This is a genomic window from Deinococcus alpinitundrae (assembly GCF_009982895.1).
Lineage (GTDB): Bacteria > Deinococcota > Deinococci > Deinococcales > Deinococcaceae > Deinococcus > Deinococcus alpinitundrae.
The window spans coordinates 57,372-75,669 of record NZ_WXZL01000014.1; the positions used below are offsets into that span (position 1 = coordinate 57,372).

An 18,298-nucleotide genomic window follows, 5' to 3' on the forward strand; every position below is an offset into this window, starting at 1 on the left:
CTGATCGCTGGTTCAGGCGGCCCGGTAAGCCGAACCTAAAGTCGCCTGAATCTGCTCATGAGCGATTGTTTATGTCGGGTTCTGTTGTGACGTGGACCGCTGAAATTGGTCCGCTCAGCGAACAACGATATTGATGATCCGCCCCGGCACGTACACTTCCTTGACCAGCTGCTTGCCGTCCAGGTGCTTGGCGACGTCGGGGTTGGCGCGGGCGGCGGCGATGGCCTCGGCCTGGCTGGCCGTCTTGGAAATTTCGACCTCGCCGCGCACCTTGCCGCTGACCTGCACGCCGATGACAACGCTATCGCGCACGGCGGCAGCCTCGTCCACGGCGGGCCAGCTTTGCAGGTGAACGCTGCTGGCCTGCCCGCGCTCGTGCCAGAGTTCCTCAGCGATGTGCGGCACCAGCGGAGCCAGCATCAGGTTGAAGACGTTCAGCGCCTCGGCCCAGGCGGGCGTGTGGGCCACCGGGGAGCGCTTGGCCTTGACCAGCGTGTTGGTCAGTTCCATCAGTGCGGCGACGATGGTATTGAAGCTCAGCCGCTCGAAGTCCCCGGTGATCTTCTTGAGGGTGCTGTGAACGGCGTAGCGCAGATCGCTCTCGCTGACCGTCTCGGCTGGCCCCTTGATCTCGTCGAAAAACAGCGACCAGACGCGCCCCAGCCACTTCGCCGGGCCGTTGATGCCGCTGGGGTCCCAGGGCCCGCCGACTTCCCAGGGTGCGATGAAGGCCAGATAGGTGCGCACCACGTCGGCCCCGTACTCGCGCACCAGGTCGTCGGGGTCAATGACGTTGCCCCGGCTCTTGGACATCTTCTCGTTGTCCGGCCCCAGGATGATGCCCTGGTTTCGCAGCACCTTAAACGGCTCGGAGATGTCGGTCAACTGCATGTCACGGGCCACCTTGATCCAGAAGCGGCTGTACAGCAGGTGCAAGATGGCGTGCTCAATGCCCCCGGTGTACAGATCGATCGGCATCAGCTTGTCGGCCAAAGCCGGGTCCCAGGGACCCGTATCGAAATGCGGCGAGGTGAAGCGGTACATGTACCAGCTCGAATCGACGAAGGTGTCCATGGTGTCGGTGTCGCGCTCGGCTTCCCCGCCGCAGACCGGGCAGGTTGCCTTGCGAAACTCCGCGTCCTGTTTCAGCGGACTCTGGCCGGTCGGCGTGAAGTGAACATTGCCCGGCAGCAGCACCGGCAACTGATCGGCGGGCACCGCCTGTGCGCCGTGCTCGGGGCAATACACAATCGGAATCGGCGTGCCCCAGTAACGCTGACGGCTCACCAGCCAGTCGCGCAGGCGAAAGGTGGTCTTGGCCTTTGCCACGCCGCGCTCCTCCAACTTGGCGATCACGGTGGCGATGCTGGCTTTGCCGCCGGGCAACCCGTCGAACTCGCCGCTGTTCACGATGACGCCCTCGCCGCTGTAGGCCTCGTTGCCGCTCACGTCCAGCGGTTCGCCGCCTTCAGGCCGGATGACTTCCTTGATGTCCAGCCCAAACTTCCTGGCGAACTCGAAATCGCGCTCGTCGTGGGCGGGCACAGCCATGATGCTGCCGGTGCCGTAGCTGACCAGCACGTAGTCAGCCACCCAGATGGGGATCTGATGCCCGCCAATCGGGTGCGTGGCAAACGAGCCGGTAAAGACCCCAGTCTTCTCGGCGCTCTGCTGGCGCTCTACGTCGGTCTTGCCGCCCGAGACTTCCAGGTAGGCGCGGACCTCTTCGGCCTGCTCGGGCGTGGTCAGCTCGGCAACTTTGGCGTGTTCAGGAGCCAGGACCAGGAAGGTCGCGCCCATCAGGGTATCGGGGCGGGTGGTGAACACGGTTTCCGGGCCAGCGGGCGTGTCGAAGACCACTTCCGCGCCCACCGATTTGCCGATCCAGTGGGTCTGCATGGCGCGCACCCGCTCGGGCATGTCGGTGCCACCGAAGTCCAGCAACTCGTCGGCATAATCGGTGATCTTCAAGTACCACTGGCTCAAGTTGCGCCGCTCGACCTGGGTACCGCAGCGCTCGCAGTGGCCGTTCACGACCTGCTCGTTGGCCAGCACCGTCTGGTCTTTGGGGCACCAGTTGACCAGACCGTCACGCTTGTAGGCCAGGCCGCGCTTGAACATCTCGGTGAAAAACCACTGGTTCCAGCGGTAGTACTCGGGGTCGGAGGTGGCAAATTTGCGGCTCCAGTCGATCATGGTGCCCATACGCTGAAACTGCCCGGTCATGTATTCGATGTTGGAATAGGTCCAGGCTCTCGGGTCCAGATTGTTCTTGATGGCGGCGTTCTCGGCAGGCAGGCCGAACGAATCGAAGCCCATCGGAAACAGCACGTTACGCCCGTTCATCCGCAGGAAGCGGGCGCGGGCATCGGGGGCGCAGTAGCTGTACCAGTGGCCGATGTGCAGGTTGCCGCTGGGGTACGGGAACATGGTCAGGGCATAGAACTTCTCGCCGGGCGCGTTGGGGTCGAAGGTGTACAGACCATCTGCGGCCCACTGCTGCTGCCACTTGGCCTCAATGGCGTGCGGGTTGTAGCGCTCGGAACGGGGTTCGGAGATGTTGATCGGCTGTGTGTTGGTCGGTTGGGGCTGGTGATCGGTCATGGCAAGACTCCTGATGGGTGAGAAAGCAAAAAAGCCCCCGGCGCGTACCAAAGCCGGGGGCGGGCGAAGCAAGCACGTGGCTAGTCGCAGCGGCCCCCGGTGATAAGCGCAGAGGAGATCATGCCTTCAGTCTAGAACGACGCAGGCCTGGGAACAAGCCGCGCCGTTCATGGCTGGGCGCTATTTCTTGGTGCAGGTCAGATCGAACTCCATGTTGTACACCTTCGCCAGCGGCATCTTGGCTTTCTGCAACTCTTGAATCGCGTCCTTGCTGGGCCGGATCAGCAACCGGGTCCACTTGGTGGCCGCGCCTTCATTGTCCGTTTCGGTCTGAAGCGTGATGGAGGTACCGGGCAGCAGGCTCTCGATCCATTTGCTCTGATAGTTGTTGAGGGGCGCGGCGCTGGATGCGGTGGCCGCCACCACATCCGAGGGCGAGAAGGCCATGAAATTGTAGAGCGGCTGCCTGGAGGCGTTGCTGAGTTTCAAGGTGACGCTGAACCTGCTGTCGTCGTTGCCCACTTTGATAAGCTGAACACTATAGACACCATTGAACAAAGTATCGCCCAGGCAGCCCTTGACGGCGTCGGTCTTGGGTGACACGCCCCCGGCGGTGATGGCCCCGATGCGTTTGAGGTCACTGGCCCTGAACTGGTAGTACGTTTCGCCGTTTTTCTGGGTGGCCGTGGTCTGGAGCGCCACGCCGTTGATGAAGACGGTCTGGGTCGTCTGGGCTTGATTTATCTGGGCCAGCGCTGGAGCAGCGGCACTCAGCCAGGCGGCAGTGAGGAGCAAGGAAGGTGGAATTTTCACGGTTCAGGATACGGGGAGGAAAATGAGAAGGATCTCTGCCTGGAACCCTAAAGAACCGCCTCCGGCACCTAGAGTCGCGCCATCATCCGTACCCGGTCCAGACCCGGCCCGAAGCCGTCCTGCTCGCGTTCCATGACCTCAAAGCCGTAGCGGGCGTAGAAGCCTTCGGTGGACTGGCTGGTGTCGATCTTGACGTGCGACGCGGCGGGCCAGTGGCGGCGCAGCCAGTCCAGGCGGGAACGGGTGAGGTCGCTGCCTAGGCCCGTGCCGTGGAGGTCGCCGCGCACCATGCCCCAGCTCAGGTAGGCCAGCGTCGGGAACGTCTCATGGCCGACGCCGCCGCAGGCCACGACCTCACCTTCTCGCTCCAGCACGAAATACGGCTCCGCTCCGTCCTCTACTCCCTCGACTCTGTCCAGAAAGGTGGCGAAGTCGGTCCGCTCGTGTTCGGTGAAGAAACCTGGGACGTTACTGCTGAACAACTCCAGGCAAGCAGAACGGTCTGTGGGCGTGTAGGAACGCAGCATCCGATCAGTCTGGCAGATCGGTGGAGGTGTTCTGGTTTGTGTACCCAGAACACCCAGACAGAATCCGGAAACCGGCGTCCGGGAGAGCCGAACACAGCCGAGACTGTCCCCAAATGTGTAACACGAAAGGACTTGGTTTGGAACCGCTTCACGGGTCAAAGTAGCGGGAAGACCTGGCGTCTGCCAGGCCGTCTCGCGACGTTTCACCATCCCAGGAGGGCCACCCATGACCCCGACATTGCCTGTCACGACCGCTCAAGCACCCGCTGCCTGCCTTACCGAATCCTCGCTGCTCGCGGCGCTGGGCATTCACGCCGCTGCAGTTCACCACAATCCCGGCGTGCCGGAGCTCTACCAGCACGCCCTGCGGCTGGGTGAGGGCGTCATCACCCAGGGCGGGCCGCTGGCCGTCGTCACCGACAAGACCGGGCGCAGCCCCAAAGACCGCTTCATCGTCGAGGACGACCTGACGCGCCATGCGGTGTGGTGGGGCGGCTTCAACACGCCCACGACGCCGGAGGTGTTCACTCACCTGCTGGCCAGGATGGGCGAGTACGCCTCGAACCGCGAGCTGTTCGTGCAAGACCTTCACGCCGGGGCCGACCCCAGATACCGCCTCCGCGTGCGCTTCGTGCAGGAAATGGCCTACCACTCGCTGTTCGTTCGCAATCTGTTCGTGCGCCCCAGCCCAGGGGAGCAGGCCGACTTCGAGCCAGACTGGACGGTGCTGAATCTGCCCGGTTTCAAGGCGCGCGGCGAAACCGACGGGGTCCGAAGTGAGACGGCCATTCTGGTCGATTTCACCCGCAAGCTGATTCTGGTGGCCGGAACCCAGTACGCGGGCGAGAACAAGAAGGCCGTCTTCAGCGTGCTGAATTTCCTGCTGCCCAGCAGCGGCGTGATGCCGATGCACTGCTCGGCAAACGTAGGTCAGCAGGGCGACGTGGCCCTCTTCTTCGGATTGTCAGGCACCGGCAAGACCACCCTGAGCGCTGACCCCGCCCGGCAACTGATCGGCGACGATGAGCACGGTTGGACCGACGACGGGGTGTTCAATTTCGAGGGCGGCTGCTACGCCAAAGTCATCAACCTGTCGGCTGAAGCCGAGCCGGAGATCTTCAAGACCACCCAGCGGTTTGGCACGGTGCTGGAAAACGTGGTGGTGCGGCCCGATTCCACGCTTGACCTGGCCGACGCCGCGCTCACCGAGAACACCCGCAGCGCCTACCCCATCGAGCAGATCGCCAACCACCTGCCCGGCGGCGTCGCTAGCGTACCCCGCCATGTGTTGTTCCTGACCGCCGACGCCTCCGGCGTGCTACCGCCCCTGTCGCGCCTGAGCGCCGAGCAGATGATGTACCACTTCATCTCCGGCTTCACCGCCAAGATCCCCGGCACCGAGGACGGTGTCAGGGAGCCGCAGCCGACCTTCTCGGCGTGTTTCGGCGCGCCGTTCATGCCGCGCCACCCCGGCGAGTACGCCCGGCTGCTGGCCGAGAAAGTAAAGAGCAGCGGCGCGAAGGTCTGGCTGGTCAACACCGGCTGGAGTGGCGGTCCCTACGGCGTGGGCGAGCGCATCAGCATTGGGCACACCCGAGCCCTGATCACGGCGGCGCTGAGCGGTTCGCTGGATGAGGGCGACTTCGAGCGCGAGCCATTTTTCGGGCTGGCGATTCCCGCAACGGTTGCCAGCGTGCCGAATGAAGTGCTCAACCCGCGCCGGACCTGGGCCGACACGGCCGCCTACGATGCGGCGGCCCGACGACTGGCCGGGCAGTTTCGCCAGAACTTCGAGCGTTTTGAAGTTGGCGTGGACCTGGCGGTGACAGCCAGCTTGCCAAAGCACGACTGAGCGGCAAATACCGAGCAGCGAAAAGGGGAACAGTTCAGGGGCCAGGCCATACGGGAAACACCCCTTCGCCTGACCCCTGAACCGTCCTGCTCCGCCTACCCTTACTGCGCCAGCGTGCGCTTGAGCAGCGTCACCTTGACCGGCACTTCCTTCTTGTTGCGCCATACCGTCAGCGTCACCGTCTGACCGGGGCGCTTGGTCGCCACCCGGCGCACCACGTCGTAAGAACTCTTGATGCGCGCGCCGTCCACCGCCACGATCACGTCGCCGAGCGGCGCGAGCAGCTGGCCCTCGTTGTTCTTCAGGCTGCCGCGCAACCCTGAGCGCGCCCCCGCCGACCCCGCCGGAACATCGTTGACCAGCGCGCCGTTGCTGCTGCTCAGGCCCGCCAGCTGGCGCAGCGCCGGGTCGAGGTTGGCGAGATCCTGGAAAGTGACGCCCAGTGTGCCGCGCTGCGAGACGCCCACCGTCTCCAGATCGGTCAGCGACTGCTTGACGATGTTGGCCGGAATGACCACGCCGATGATGCCCGGCACCAATTGGCTGGGCGCCGCGTTGGCGTCGGCCACGCCGATGACCGCGCCGCGCGAATCGAGCACCGGGCCGCCGGAGTTGCCGCCCTGAATCATGGCGGTGGTCAGGATGTACTCGCCGACCTCGCCGCCAAAACCGTCGTCGCGGGGAATGTCGGCGTTGGAAGTCGAATAGACCCCGGTCGAGATGAAGCCCTGAAACTTGATCGGCGAGCCGATGGCGATGGTCTTCTGGCCCGGCACCAGGCGGCTGCTGTCACCGAAACCCAGCAGCTTGGGCGCGCTAACACCCGTGACCCGCAGCACCGCGATGTCGATGCCGGGATCGATGCCCACCACCTTGGCCGGAAGGCTGCGCCCGTCGTTGAGCGTCACGCTGAGGCTCTCCTGATTTTGCACCACGTGGTAATTGGTGACGATCAGGTTGGATTTATAGAAGAATCCACTGCCGGTGTCGTTAGGACTCTCGCCCTGCTGAAGGGCGTCGGCGCGGATACGCACGTCCACCCGCACGGTGGCGGCCAGCGCCGCGCGCGTCACCTCGACGGTGTTGATCTCGTCGGACGTGACCAGCGGGCGCTGCGCCGTGACGCTGCCGGTCAGGTAAGCGCAGGCCAGCGCCGCGCTCAGCAGCACCCCCAGCCCCAGCCCGCGCTGCCAGTTCACTGGCCTGTGCCGCCGGAGGTCGCCGTGCTCTTGGCCGGGCTGCTCTTCTCCGCCGTTTTGGGCGTTTCCACTTTCGGAGTCGGCGTGGCGGCGGGGGTGGCCGTGCTGGCGCTGTCCGCGCCCGAACCGGCCTCGGTCTTGCCGCTCTCGGTTTTCCCGCTTTCTGCCGTGCTGGTAGACGAGCTTACCTTGCTGGCCGCCCGCGAATCGTTGGCGTAAAAGCCGCTGCCCTTAAAGGCGATGGCTGGGGCCGACACCAGCCGTTTGACCGGCTCACCGGTTTCCGGATGCTGGGTGAACGCCGCGTCTTTCATACTCTGCTTGACTTCAAAGATTTCCTGGGTCACCAGGTTGCGGTAGACATACGTGGGCATACTCTATTATCAACGCCTCCAGCGGCTTGTCTCTCACGGAACTTGGGGGTTGTCTGTCGGGCCACCCGACTCACCTGGCCGCACCGCCAGCCTAGCAAAGCCGCAGCGGCCCGGCACCCAGGCATCTGTCCCACGGCACGGCTTGGATCTGCCCGGACCCGCACGGTGAGTATGATACTCACGGCAGTACAGCCAGCCATGCTAGATTAACGCAGCCGGAAGGACCGGCCCGACCCGGCCATGTGCTAGCGCGTCGGCACCCTCTTCTCAGGGAAGCGCAAGACCCCGCCGCTCAACGTGGCAGGGGAACGAGGTGGAAGTCATCGAAACCGCCCTCATCGCCGACACCTTTGTCGGCAACGCGTGGGCCGCTTCTGCGGATGCTTCCAGGGTCACTTCGCCGGACCCTCCCGACTTCACGGCTGGCACCGCCAGACTGGAGCAAACGTCCACCGAAAACCCGCCGTGAGGCGCGGCACAAGGCGGCGTACGGCAGATCGAGAAACGCCCCACCGACTGTGGTCGGCGCGGGCTGGAGTCAGTATGTGCGGAATCGTGGGGTATATCGGAGCAAGGCAGGCGCAGGACGTGCTGGTTTCGGGATTGGGCAAACTCGAATACCGGGGCTACGACTCGGCGGGCGTGGCGATTCAGCAGGGTGGCAGTGGGGGCGGCAGCATCGAGGTGAGGAAGAAGGCCGGAAAGCTGGCGAATCTGGCGGGCGAACTCGCCGCCCATCCGCTCTCCGGGACGCTGGGCATCGGGCACACCCGCTGGGCCACCCACGGCCTGCCCAACGACACCAACGCCCACCCGCACGCCACCGAGGACGGCAAGATCGTCATCATCCACAACGGCATCATCGAGAACTACCTGACGCTCAAGGCGGGGTTACAATCGCGCGGCCACGTTTTTCGGTCGGAAACCGACAGCGAGGTGCTGGCCCACCTGATTGAGGAGAAGTACAACCAGACCGGCAGCAACCTCTACGAGGCAGTGCGCCTGGCCCTGGGCGAGGTGCGTGGGGCCTACGGCATCGTGGTGACACATGCCGATCACCGCGAGATCGTGGCGGCCCGCACCGTCAGCCCACTAGTGCTGGGCGTCGGCGAGGGTGAGCTGTTTCTGGCCTCCGACGTGCCCGCGCTGCTGGCCTACACCCGCCAGGTGGTCTTCCTCCACGACGGCGACATGGTGGTGCTGGGCGACGACGGCTTCCGGGTGACCGATCTGGCCGGGAACAGCTTGCAGCGGCACATCGAGCAGATCGACTGGGACGCCGAGGCCGCCGAGAAGGGCGGCTACGACACCTACATGCTCAAGGAAATCTACGAGCAGCCGGTGGCGCTCACCAACACCCTGATTGGCCGCCTGCACGACGACAGCGGCGAGGTTAATCTGGACATCAACCTCGACCCCGGCAGCTTCAAGCGCATCAGCATCATTGCCTGCGGCACGGCCTACTACGCCGGGCTGGTGGGCGAATACCTGATCGAGCAGCTCGCCCGCATTCCGGTGGAAGTGGACGTGGCCTCGGAGTACCGCTACCGCGAGCCGCTGGTGAGCGAGGCGACCCTGGCGATTGTCATTTCGCAGTCGGGCGAGACGATCGACACGCTCGAAGCGCTGAGAGAAGCCAAGAAGTTCGGCGCGAAGACGCTGGGCGTCATCAATGCCAAGGGCAGCAGCATGACCCGCGAACTCGACGATACGCTCTACATCCACGCCGGGCCGGAAATTGGGGTGGCGAGCACCAAGGCGTATACCTCGATGGTCAGCGCCATGCTGATGCTGGCGCTGTGGCTGGCGCGCGCACGCGGCACACTCGACGAAACCAGGGCGAGGGAACTGCTGCACGCCGCCCGCGAGTTGCCACGCCTGGTCGAGGAAGCGCTGGCCCCTGAGCGGGTCGAGCACATCAAAAAGGTGGCCGAGAAGTACGCCCACTCGCGCGACTACCTATTTCTGGGACGCGGGGTGAACGCGCCCACCGCCCTGGAAGGCGCACTCAAGCTCAAGGAAATCAGCTACATCCACGCCGAGGGCTACGCGGCGGGCGAGATGAAGCACGGCCCGATTGCCCTGATCGACGCCGATCTGCCGGTGGTGGTCATCGCCACCGAGAGCCGCCTGCTGGAAAAGACCATCAGCAACGTGCAGGAGGTGCGCGCCCGCGCGGGCAAGGTGATCGCCGTGCTGAGTGACGGCGACACCGAGAACGCCCAGCACGCCGACGACGTGATCTATGTGCCGCGTGCGCACGAGATGGTCAGCCCGGTGGTCAACGCGGTGGCGATGCAGCTGCTGGCCTACTTCACGGCGGCGGCGCTCGGCAAGGACGTGGATAAGCCGCGCAATCTGGCTAAGAGCGTGACGGTGGAGTGAGGGTAGACATGAACCGCAGACGCTCCGGAACGGATCCGGCTCCTGCCGAAACAGTCCGGGGTACGGGTCAGGCTCTAGACTGCTCGGCATGACCGGCCCCAAACGCCCCACCAAGAAATCATCCACCAAACAACCCGCCTCGCGGCGCGGCGGCGCCAAATCCGCACGTGAACTCAGCAAAATCGGTCCCTCGCGTCCGGGCGGCCCCAGCAAGGATCGCCGCAGCGCCGAGGGCCGGGCCGGAGCCAAGGCGAGCGACGCCCGCCAGACCGCCCGGCCCACCGCCAGCGGCCTGGGCAGTGCGGGCCACACCGACACCAAGCAGGCCAGAGACAGCTACCAGGAAGGCCCCCGTCGCCCCGGCCAGCGGCCCGGCGGCCCGAAACCCGGGGGAAGCACGGGCGGCTTCAGAGGCGGCGGCTCACGGGGCGCAGCGCCCAAGAAGACCGGCCCTAGGGGTGCGGCCATCGGCGTCGATCTGTCGGCACCCGCACCCGAAACGGTGTTTCGCGACCTCGACGGTGCGGCGCAGACCTTCCCCGATAGCAACCTCAAGCGGGTGGCGGCGCGCATTCTGGCCGAGCGCCACAAACCCTGGCGCTACCGCCCCTTTCCCTTTCCGCTGTTTACTGATAAGGGCAACGAGCAGACCTTTTACTTCGATTTCTATGTCTACGACAACATGGACATGGTGCTGAAACTGATTCTGGTGGCCCCGCGCGAGTCGGCGGAAGTCTGGGACAAGGTGGGGCGCTTCAAGCGGCAGTACCCGATGTACAGCTACGAACTGTGGACCCCTGACAAGCTGGCTAAGCTGCAACATCCGCGTACCCAGCTCGGCTTCTGAGCGCGGGGAGATCCATAACCCTCGGACATGAAGTAAGCAAACATTAAATAAACGGTCAAGATACCGCGCTCAGCCAGACTCCATTGCGGCTGGGCGCGGCTTTGTCTGGTCTGTGGCGAACGCGGCTGAAGATGTTTTGCCCAGATGGATATTTTGTGTAACGCTTCCCCTTGGGTGCATGAGAAGCACCTGATAGGCTCAGCGCGCGGTGAGGCGGGGAGATCTCCCGGCTGCGCCGACATTACAGTGACCACATCCAGGCCGCCTCGCTCATTCAGGCGGCTTTTTAAGAGGAGTTTTGATGACCACCCCCACCCCCCAGACCAGACCCGGCACGCCGCACCCCCTCGGCGCGACCTGGGACGGCCACGGCACCAACTTCGCGCTCTACAGCGAGCACGCTGCCGCCGTCGAGCTGTGCCTGTTTGACGCCGAGGGCAACGAGACCCGCTATCCCGTCACCGAGCAGACGGCTTTCGTGTGGCACGCCTACGTGCCGGGCGTGCAGCCGGGCCAGCGCTACGGCTACCGGGTTTCGGGCGAGTACTCGCCTGCACGCGGCCTGCGCTTCAACCCCAACGTGGTGCTGCTTGACCCATATGCCAAAGCGGTGGAAGGCACCGAGCAGTTTGACCAGGGCGTGTTCGCCTACGTGCCGGGCGACGAGGACAACACCATGCAGACCGGGGACCAGCGCGGCGCGCCGCTGGGCCTGGTGGTCGATCCCAGCTTCGACTGGCAGGGCGATCAGCCGCCGAGGGTCCCGTTTCACCAGTCGGTGATTTACGAGGCCCACGTGCGCGGCTTGACCATGACCCACCCGGACGTGCCCGAGGAACTGCGCGGCACCTACGCCGGCATCGCCAACCCGCCCACCCTGAAGTACCTCAAGGAACTCGGCATCACCGCCATCGAGCTGATGCCGGTGCACCTGCACGTTGACGATCCTTTCTTGCTCGACAAGGGGCTGGACAACTACTGGGGCTACTCGACGCTGAGCTTCTTCGCGCCGGAAGTGCGCTACTCCGCCGCTGCCCGCCAGGGCGATTCCCAGGGCGTCATCGCTGAGTTCAAGGGCATGGTCAAGGCGCTGCACAGGGAAGGCATCGAGGTCATTCTCGACGTGGTCTACAACCACACCGCCGAGGGCAACCACCTGGGACCCACCATGAGCTTCAAGGGCATCGACAACCCCACCTATTACCGGCTGGTGACCGGCGACGAGCGCCACTATTTCGACTACACCGGCACCGGCAACAGCCTGAACGTGCGCCACCCGCAGACGTTGCAACTGATCATGGATTCCTTGCGCTACTGGATCACCGAGATGCATATCGACGGCTTCCGCTTCGATCTGGCATCCACCCTGGCACGCGGACTACACGAGGTCGATCAGCTCTCCAGCTTTTTCACCATCATTCACCAGGACCCGATCATCAGTCAGGTCAAACTGATCGCCGAACCCTGGGACGTGGGCGAGGGCGGCTACCAGGTCGGCAACTTCCCGGTCAACTGGGCCGAGTGGAACGGCATCTACCGCGACGACATGCGGGCCTTCTGGCAGGGCGCGGGCGGACTGGCCTCGGATATCGGCTACCGCCTGACCGGCAGCAGCGACCTCTACCAGAGTGACGGCCGCAAGCCCTACGCCTCGATCAACTTCATCACAGCACACGACGGCTTTACCCTGCGCGACACGGTGAGCTACAACGAGAAGCACAATGGCGCCAACCAGGAAGGCAACAACGACGGCCACAACGACAACAAGTCGTGGAACTGCGGCGCGGAAGGCCCCACCGACGATCCCGAAATCGAGGCCCTGAGGCAGCGCCAGCAGCGCAACATGCTGGCCACCCTGGTGCTGTCGCAGGGCACGCCGATGATTCTGGGCGGCGACGAGATGGGCCGCACCCAGAACGGCAACAACAATGCCTACTGCCAGGACAACGAGATCAGCTGGTACGACTGGGCCAATGTGGACGAGAAACTGCTGGCCTTCACGCAAAAGCTGCTGCGGCTGCGGCGTGAGCACCCGGCCCTGCACCGCCGCAAGTTCTTCTCGGGGCGCACCATTCGCGGTCAGGACGTGCGCGACATCGTCTGGCTGCGCTTTGACGGCCAGGAAATGACCGACAGCGACTGGCAGAGTGCCGCAACCCAAAGCCTGGGCGTCTTTCTGGGCGGCGACGGCCTCAACGACGTGGACGCCATGGGCAATCCGGTACAAGACGACCACCTCCTGCTGATGCTGAGCAGCACCTACATCGATCTGCCGTTCACGCTGCCCGACCTCGGCGGCTGCGGCGAGTGGGAACTGCTGCTCGACACCTACGACGACGACGCCCAGGAGCAGGTCGCCTCGGGCGGAGAAACGACCCTGCACGCGCGCAGCGTCAAGCTCTACCGCTGCGCGCGCAGCGAGGCCTCGCGCGCCTGAACGGCCCAGCGCCGCTGCGCTTCACGTGCTGGGCGGCCATTTCACAGTTCAGTAGAAAAAATTCCACCCGGTCGTTGAGCGCTTTCTCATCGGGCGGGTCGGAGCATTGACGTAGCGTAGACACCAACAGCCGCGTGGAGGGCCGTTCACGCCGGCGCAGCGCTCAATTTCCCCACCCTCTTTCCCTCTTTCCCTGTCAGGAGGTCTGACATGTCCCCATCCGATTTCAGCCCGGCCGGCTCCACCGTCTCCCCCACCCCGCGCCCGACCCACATGCCGGTCTCACCCGGCGAGCAGCTGGGCGCGCAGGTGTTGCCGGGCGGCGCGGGCACCCGTTTCCGGGTCTGGGCCACCGAGGCCAAAGCCGTCGCGGTCCGCATCGACGGCCAGGACTACCCGCTGGAATGCAGCAGCGACCCCGACCACGACTGCATTCACCAGACCGTGCTGCCGTTTGGTCCTGGCACCCGCTACATGTTCGTGCTTGACGGCGTGCCCACCCCCGATCCCTACGCCCGCTTCCTGCCGGACGGCGTTCACGGTGAGGCCGAGGTGATTGCCTTCAATGTTCATGACTGGACGGACGTCAACTGGACCGGTCTTCCGCTGAGCGAGTGCGTGTTTTACGAGCTGCACATCGGCACCTTCACGCCGCAGGGTACCTACCGAGCGGCCCAGGAGAAGTTGCCGGACCTCAAGGCGCTGGGCATCACCGCCGTCGAACTGATGCCGATTGCCGCGTTTGCCGGCGAGTACGGCTGGGGCTACGACGGGGTGGCCTTGTATGCGCCGCACGCGCCGTATGGCCGTCCGGAAGACCTCAAGGCCTTCGTGAACGCAGCGCACAAACTTGGGCTGGCCGTCTTTCTGGATGTGGTCTACAACCATTTCGGGCCTGACGGCAACTACCTCAAGAGCTACAGCCCGCACTACTTCACGGACAAATATCAGAGCGCCTGGGGTGACGGCCTCGATTACGGCGAGCGCCACATGCGCCGCCTGATCACCGAGAACGCCCGGATGTGGCTGCGCGAGTACCACTTCGACGGCCTGCGCCTCGACGCCACCCAGAGCATGCCCGACGACTCCGAGATTCACATCTTGCAGGAACTCGCTTCGGAGGTCCACGAACTCGGCGGCACCCATCTGATGCTGGCCGAGGACTACCGCAACCTGCCGATGCTGGTGACCGACTATCACCTCGACGGCATCTGGGTCGACGACTTTCACCACGAGGTGCGCGTCACGCTGACCGGCGACCAGGACGGGTACTACGCGGCCTTCAAGGGGGGCGCGGCGGCGCTCGCCAACGTCATCAACCGGGGCTGGACCTACGAGGGCCAGGTCTGGCCGATGGAGGACCACGCCCTGCCCGGCAATCGGCGCGGCAAACCCGCCGACGCCCTCGAAGCACCGAGCTTCGTGTACTTCATCCAGAACCATGACCAGATCGGCAACCGCGCCCAGGGCGACCGCATGACCGATGTGGAGCGCGTCTCAGCCGCCGCCTTCCGGGGAGCCAGCACCCTGCTGCTCGCGCTGCCGACGACGCCGCTGATGTTTCAGGGTCAGGAGTGGGCTGCCAGCACGCCGTTTCCCTTCTTCTCGAACCACCACGGCGAACTCGGCGCGATGGTCAGCGAGGGGCGCAAGAAGGAGTTCGGCCACTTCGAGGGCTTTGCCGGTGAGGTGCTCGACCCGCAGGCGCGCGCCACCTTTGAACGGGCCAAGCTCGACTGGGCTGAGCGGCAGCAGGGCGAGCACGCCCGGACGTACCAGCTTTACCGCGACCTGCTGAACCTGCGCAAAACCGATCCGGTGCTGCGTGAGCGCTCGCGCCGGTCGCTGACGGCGGGCCACCTCGCCGAGGTGCTGTGGGTGCGTTGGCAGACCGATCTGGGCGAGCAGCTGCTGTTGTGGAACACTGGCAAAACGGACGTGACGCCTGCGGAGCTCGGGCTGCCTTTCAGGCTGCCGTCGAGGCTGGTCTTTCACAGCGAAGGGCAGGCTGAAACCCGACTGGGAGCCGGGGAAGCCGCCTTGCTGGGGAACGGATGACAGCGGCGGTGCAGGAAGTCCAGCCGTCACCGCAGGCTCCAGCTTCGCCGCAGATCGCCCAGATTCCGCGCGCCACCTACCGGCTGCAACTGCACGGCCCCATCGAATTGCCGGGCGGCAAGTCGGCCCGCTTCGATTTCCGGGACGCGGCCAGGGTCGTGCCTTACCTCGCACGGCTGGGCGTCAGCACCCTCTACCTCTCTCCCATCTGGCAGGCCACGCCCGGCAGCACGCACGGCTACGACGCCACCGACCACAGCCGGGTCTCGGACGAACTCGGCGGCGAGAAGGGACTGCGCAAGCTCTGGCAGGTGGTTCAGGCGCACAGCATGACCATCATCGCCGACTTCGTGCCCAATCACATGGGCATCGCGGGTGGCCACAACCCCTACTGGGAAGACGTACTCCGGCACGGCCTGGCCAGCCGCTACGCCCACTTCTTCGACATCGCCTGGGAACCCCTCAAGCGCGCCCTCAGCGGCAAGGTGCTGTTGCCGGTGCTGGGCGACCAGTACGGGCGGGTACTGGAGCGCGGTGAACTGAAGGTGGTCCGGCGCGGCGGCGAATTCGGCCTCGATTACTTCGGGCGCACCTTTCCGCTCTCGCCGCGTCAGACCGCCCCGATTCTGGAGCGGGCCTGGTCGCTCTGCGATTTGTCGGCAGGCCACGAAGTCCGCTCAGATTTGGCCTCGCTGGCTTTGCAGGCCACCAATCTGCCGCGCAGCAGCGCCGATCTCAGCGATGCCGAGCGCGAGAGCCGGGCGAGCGAGAGCACCGTCATCGAGCGGCGGCTCGAGCGCCTGGCGGAAGTCAAGGCCGTTCACACGGCCCTCGACGCCGCGCTCACCGAACTCAACGCCGACCTGCCGCGTCTGGACACCCTGATTCAGGAGCAGAACTACCGCCTGAGCTACTGGAAGGTGGCCTCCGAGCAGATCAATTACCGAAGGTTTTTCGACATCAACGATCTGGCCGCGCTGCGCATCGAGGACCCCCGCGTGTTCGACTGGGCACACACCAAACTGTTCGAGCTGATCAAGGAGGGCGTCATCGCCGGGGTGCGGCTCGACCATACCGACGGGCTGTACGACCCCGCCGGGTACTTCCAGGCGCTCCAGGAGCGGGCCGCCGAGGTGCTGGGCGTGCCGTACACGCCGGGCGACAAACCGCTGTACGTGCTGGCCGAGAAGATTCTGGAACCCGGCGAGCGGCTGCCGCACTGGCCGGTCCACGGCACCACCGGCTACGACTTTCTGGCGCAGCTCGGCGGCGTGTTCGTGGAGAGCGCCAACGAGGACGAGATCAGCGGCATCTACCGGCGCTTTACCGGCGACCGTAAGACCTACGGCCAGATTCTGCACGACACCAAGGAACTCATTCAGCGGGTCAGTCTGGCCTCCGAGGTAAACGTGCTGGCTGAGCACCTGGAGCGGCTGGCCGAGGCCGATCTGCGCTGGCGCGACTTTACTCTGAGCAGTCTGCGCGAGGTGCTGCGCGAGGTGATCGCCGCCTTTCCGGTCTACCGCACCTACGTGCGCCTGGGTGGGCGCGAAAGCGGCGACGATGCCAAGATCGCCCACGCCATCAAGGACGCTAGGAAGCTCAACCGCGACCTCGACGCCAGCTTGTTCGACTTCCTGAAGGCGGTTCTGACCCTCGACGCGCCGGATCAGGCCACCCGCGAGCGCTACGCCGAGTTCGCCTTCCGGTTCCAGCAGCTCACCGGCCCGGTGACGGCCAAGGGAGCCGAGGACACCGCTTTTTACCGCTACGGACGGCTGCTGTGCCTGAATGAAGTCGGCGGCGACCCGGCCATCTTCGGCACTCCGCCGCGCACCTTTCATGCCCAGGCCCGCGAACGCGGCGAGAAGTGGCCGCACGCCATGCTGAGTACCAGCACCCACGACACCAAACGCGGCGAGGGCACCCGCGCCCGCATCGCGGTCCTCAGCGAGCTGCCGCAAACCTGGGCAGCGTACCTGAGCCAGTGGAGCCGCCTGGCCCGCACTTTCGAGCAGCCCCTCCCCGAGAGCGCAGGCCAGGCTCCCAGCACCGGCGACCAGATGATGCTGTTTCAGAACCTGCTGGGCATCTGGCCGCTGGACGGCAACCGCGAGGACCTGCCCGAGCGCCTCAGCGCCGCCATGCTCAAGTCGGCCCGCGAGGCCAAGCTGCACACCTCCTGGGCCGCTCCCGACGAGGCGTATGAGGGCGCGCTCGACCAGCTCATTCGCGGGCTGCTGGCGTCCGACGAATTCACCGGCAGCATGCAGACGTTTCATGAGCAGATCAGCCCCCACGGCGCGCAAAACAGCCTCTCGGCGGCGCTAGTGCGGCTGACCGCACCCGGTGTGCCCGACATCTACCAGGGGAACGAAAGCTGGAACCAGTCGCTGGTCGATCCCGACAACCGCCGCCCAGTGAATTACGCTCGCCTGAGCAGCTTGCTGCGGCGCATCGAGGAGAAGCGCGCGAAAGACCCGCTGGGGCTGGCCGAAGAACTGCTCCGGCGCTACCAGAGCGGCGGCGTCAAGCTGCTCGCCACCTGGGCAGCGCTGCAAGCGCGACGGGACCACCCGGCCCTGTTTGCTGAAGGCCAGTACCAGGCGCTCAGCGGCGGCAAGCATGTCCTGGCCTTCTCACGCGAGTGGCAGGGTGAGCGGGCCGTCACGGTGGCCCCACGCCTGACCTACAGCCTCACCCGGGGCCAGCATCCCTGGGCGCTAGGTGAGGTGTGGGGCAGCCGCAGCCTGAGCCTGCCGAGCGGCAATTACCGCAGTGCCATTACCGGCGAGCGCTTCCGGGTTCAAAGCGACAAGATCGCGCTGAGCAAAGTGCTGGAATTTTTTCCGGTGGCGCTGCTGATCAGGGAACCCAGGCAAAATCAGGAGTTGCACTTTGCATAACATATCTGCTCAGCAAGGGGAGTGGATAGGTGAGATTCGTTAAAATAAGGCCGTAGTAATAATACTGTCCTGTGTCAAATTTCACAGATAGGGACAGAAGTTAAGCTTGACAAAGCTTTAGCAACAACTGAAATACACTTGATGGTGGGAATTTTTCAAGACGGTGACCGACACCAGTTAGGCGTCACTACCTTTTTCGTTAAGCTGCCGAAGCTCGGACATTATCTTTGGGTCGAGCTACGTCTGACGACTTGCAGGGCCTCCAGAATGGGCAATATCTGAGATCAGGAAGATTT

General features: G+C 64.8%; 12 protein-coding genes. 7 read left to right on the forward strand and 5 right to left on the reverse strand.

The window, feature by feature from the left end; translation table 11 throughout:
• Positions 1-114: 114 nt before the first annotated feature.
• The 3 genes from leuS to GUI70_RS13760 form a co-directional block, all read right to left on the reverse strand.
• Positions 115-2,604, reverse strand: coding sequence for a leucine--tRNA ligase (leuS, locus tag GUI70_RS13750; RefSeq protein WP_161882886.1), 2,490 nt, complete (start codon positions 2,602-2,604; stop codon positions 115-117).
• Between the two features lie 180 nt (positions 2,605-2,784).
• Positions 2,785-3,417 (reverse strand): hypothetical protein, encoded by a 633-nt coding sequence (locus GUI70_RS13755; protein WP_161882887.1) that lies wholly within the window; start codon positions 3,415-3,417, stop codon positions 2,785-2,787.
• Between the two features lie 68 nt (positions 3,418-3,485).
• Positions 3,486-3,944, reverse strand: coding sequence for a GNAT family N-acetyltransferase (locus GUI70_RS13760; RefSeq protein ID WP_161882888.1), 459 nt, complete (start codon positions 3,942-3,944; stop codon positions 3,486-3,488).
• 226 nt (positions 3,945-4,170) lie between these two features.
• Here GUI70_RS13760 and pckA point away from each other — a divergent pair, with 226 nt between their 5' ends.
• Positions 4,171-5,796, forward strand: a complete 1,626-nt coding sequence (gene pckA, locus GUI70_RS13765; protein WP_161882889.1) for a phosphoenolpyruvate carboxykinase (ATP) — start codon at positions 4,171-4,173, stop codon at positions 5,794-5,796.
• A 101-nt stretch (positions 5,797-5,897) separates the two neighbouring features.
• Here pckA and GUI70_RS13770 read toward each other — a convergent pair whose 3' ends face one another.
• Complete coding sequence (locus tag GUI70_RS13770) at positions 5,898-6,995, reverse strand: S1C family serine protease (RefSeq protein ID WP_161882890.1); 1,098 nt, start codon at positions 6,993-6,995, stop codon at positions 5,898-5,900.
• Complete coding sequence (locus tag GUI70_RS25150; RefSeq protein ID WP_161882891.1) at positions 6,992-7,369, reverse strand: FmdB family zinc ribbon protein; 378 nt, start codon at positions 7,367-7,369, stop codon at positions 6,992-6,994. Before GUI70_RS25150 ends, GUI70_RS13770 begins: the two co-directional genes overlap by 4 nt.
• A 313-nt stretch (positions 7,370-7,682) precedes the next feature.
• On the opposite strand from GUI70_RS25150, the gene GUI70_RS13780 reads away from it, so the two are divergent.
• The 6 genes from GUI70_RS13780 (at position 7,683) to treY (ending at position 18,002) form a co-directional block, all read left to right on the forward strand.
• Positions 7,683-7,838, forward strand: a complete 156-nt coding sequence (locus GUI70_RS13780; RefSeq protein WP_161882892.1) for a hypothetical protein — start codon at positions 7,683-7,685, stop codon at positions 7,836-7,838.
• A 74-nt stretch (positions 7,839-7,912) separates the two neighbouring features.
• Positions 7,913-9,754: a glutamine--fructose-6-phosphate transaminase (isomerizing) gene (glmS, locus tag GUI70_RS13785; RefSeq protein WP_161882893.1), complete on the forward strand. Its 1,842-nt coding sequence runs from the start codon at positions 7,913-7,915 to the stop codon at positions 9,752-9,754.
• A gap of 88 nt (positions 9,755-9,842) precedes the next feature.
• Positions 9,843-10,601: a hypothetical protein gene (locus tag GUI70_RS13790; protein WP_161882894.1), complete on the forward strand. Its 759-nt coding sequence runs from the start codon at positions 9,843-9,845 to the stop codon at positions 10,599-10,601.
• A 301-nt stretch (positions 10,602-10,902) separates the two neighbouring features.
• On the forward strand, positions 10,903-13,038 hold the full coding sequence (gene glgX, locus GUI70_RS13795; RefSeq protein ID WP_161882895.1) for a glycogen debranching protein GlgX: 2,136 nt from the start codon (positions 10,903-10,905) through the stop codon (positions 13,036-13,038).
• Positions 13,039-13,248: 210 nt separating this feature from the next.
• Positions 13,249-15,096 carry a malto-oligosyltrehalose trehalohydrolase gene (treZ, locus tag GUI70_RS13800; protein ID WP_438503491.1) on the forward strand — a complete coding sequence of 616 codons (1,848 nt, stop codon included), beginning with the start codon at positions 13,249-13,251 and terminating at the stop codon, positions 15,094-15,096.
• On the forward strand, positions 15,093-18,002 hold the full coding sequence (gene treY, locus GUI70_RS13805; RefSeq protein ID WP_161882896.1) for a malto-oligosyltrehalose synthase: 2,910 nt from the start codon (positions 15,093-15,095) through the stop codon (positions 18,000-18,002). The genes treZ and treY overlap by 4 nt, the downstream gene beginning before the upstream one ends.
• The last annotated feature ends 296 nt before the right edge of the window (positions 18,003-18,298 follow it).

Bases quoted from the DNA above. Each gene is read 5' to 3' on its own strand.
- treZ (WP_438503491.1), top strand. From the start codon at position 13,249: ATGTCCCCATCCGATTTCAGCCCGGCCGGCTCCACCGTCTCCCCCACC.
- GUI70_RS13760 (WP_161882888.1), bottom strand. From the start codon at position 3,944: ATGCTGCGTTCCTACACGCCCACAGACCGTTCTGCTTGCCTGGAGTTG.
- treY (WP_161882896.1), top strand. From the start codon at position 15,093: ATGACAGCGGCGGTGCAGGAAGTCCAGCCGTCACCGCAGGCTCCAGCT.
- pckA (WP_161882889.1), top strand. From the start codon at position 4,171: ATGACCCCGACATTGCCTGTCACGACCGCTCAAGCACCCGCTGCCTGC.
- GUI70_RS25150 (WP_161882891.1), bottom strand. From the start codon at position 7,369: ATGCCCACGTATGTCTACCGCAACCTGGTGACCCAGGAAATCTTTGAA.
- glgX (WP_161882895.1), top strand. From the start codon at position 10,903: ATGACCACCCCCACCCCCCAGACCAGACCCGGCACGCCGCACCCCCTC.
- glmS (WP_161882893.1), top strand. From the start codon at position 7,913: ATGTGCGGAATCGTGGGGTATATCGGAGCAAGGCAGGCGCAGGACGTG.
- leuS (WP_161882886.1), bottom strand. From the start codon at position 2,604: ATGACCGATCACCAGCCCCAACCGACCAACACACAGCCGATCAACATC.
- GUI70_RS13790 (WP_161882894.1), top strand. From the start codon at position 9,843: ATGACCGGCCCCAAACGCCCCACCAAGAAATCATCCACCAAACAACCC.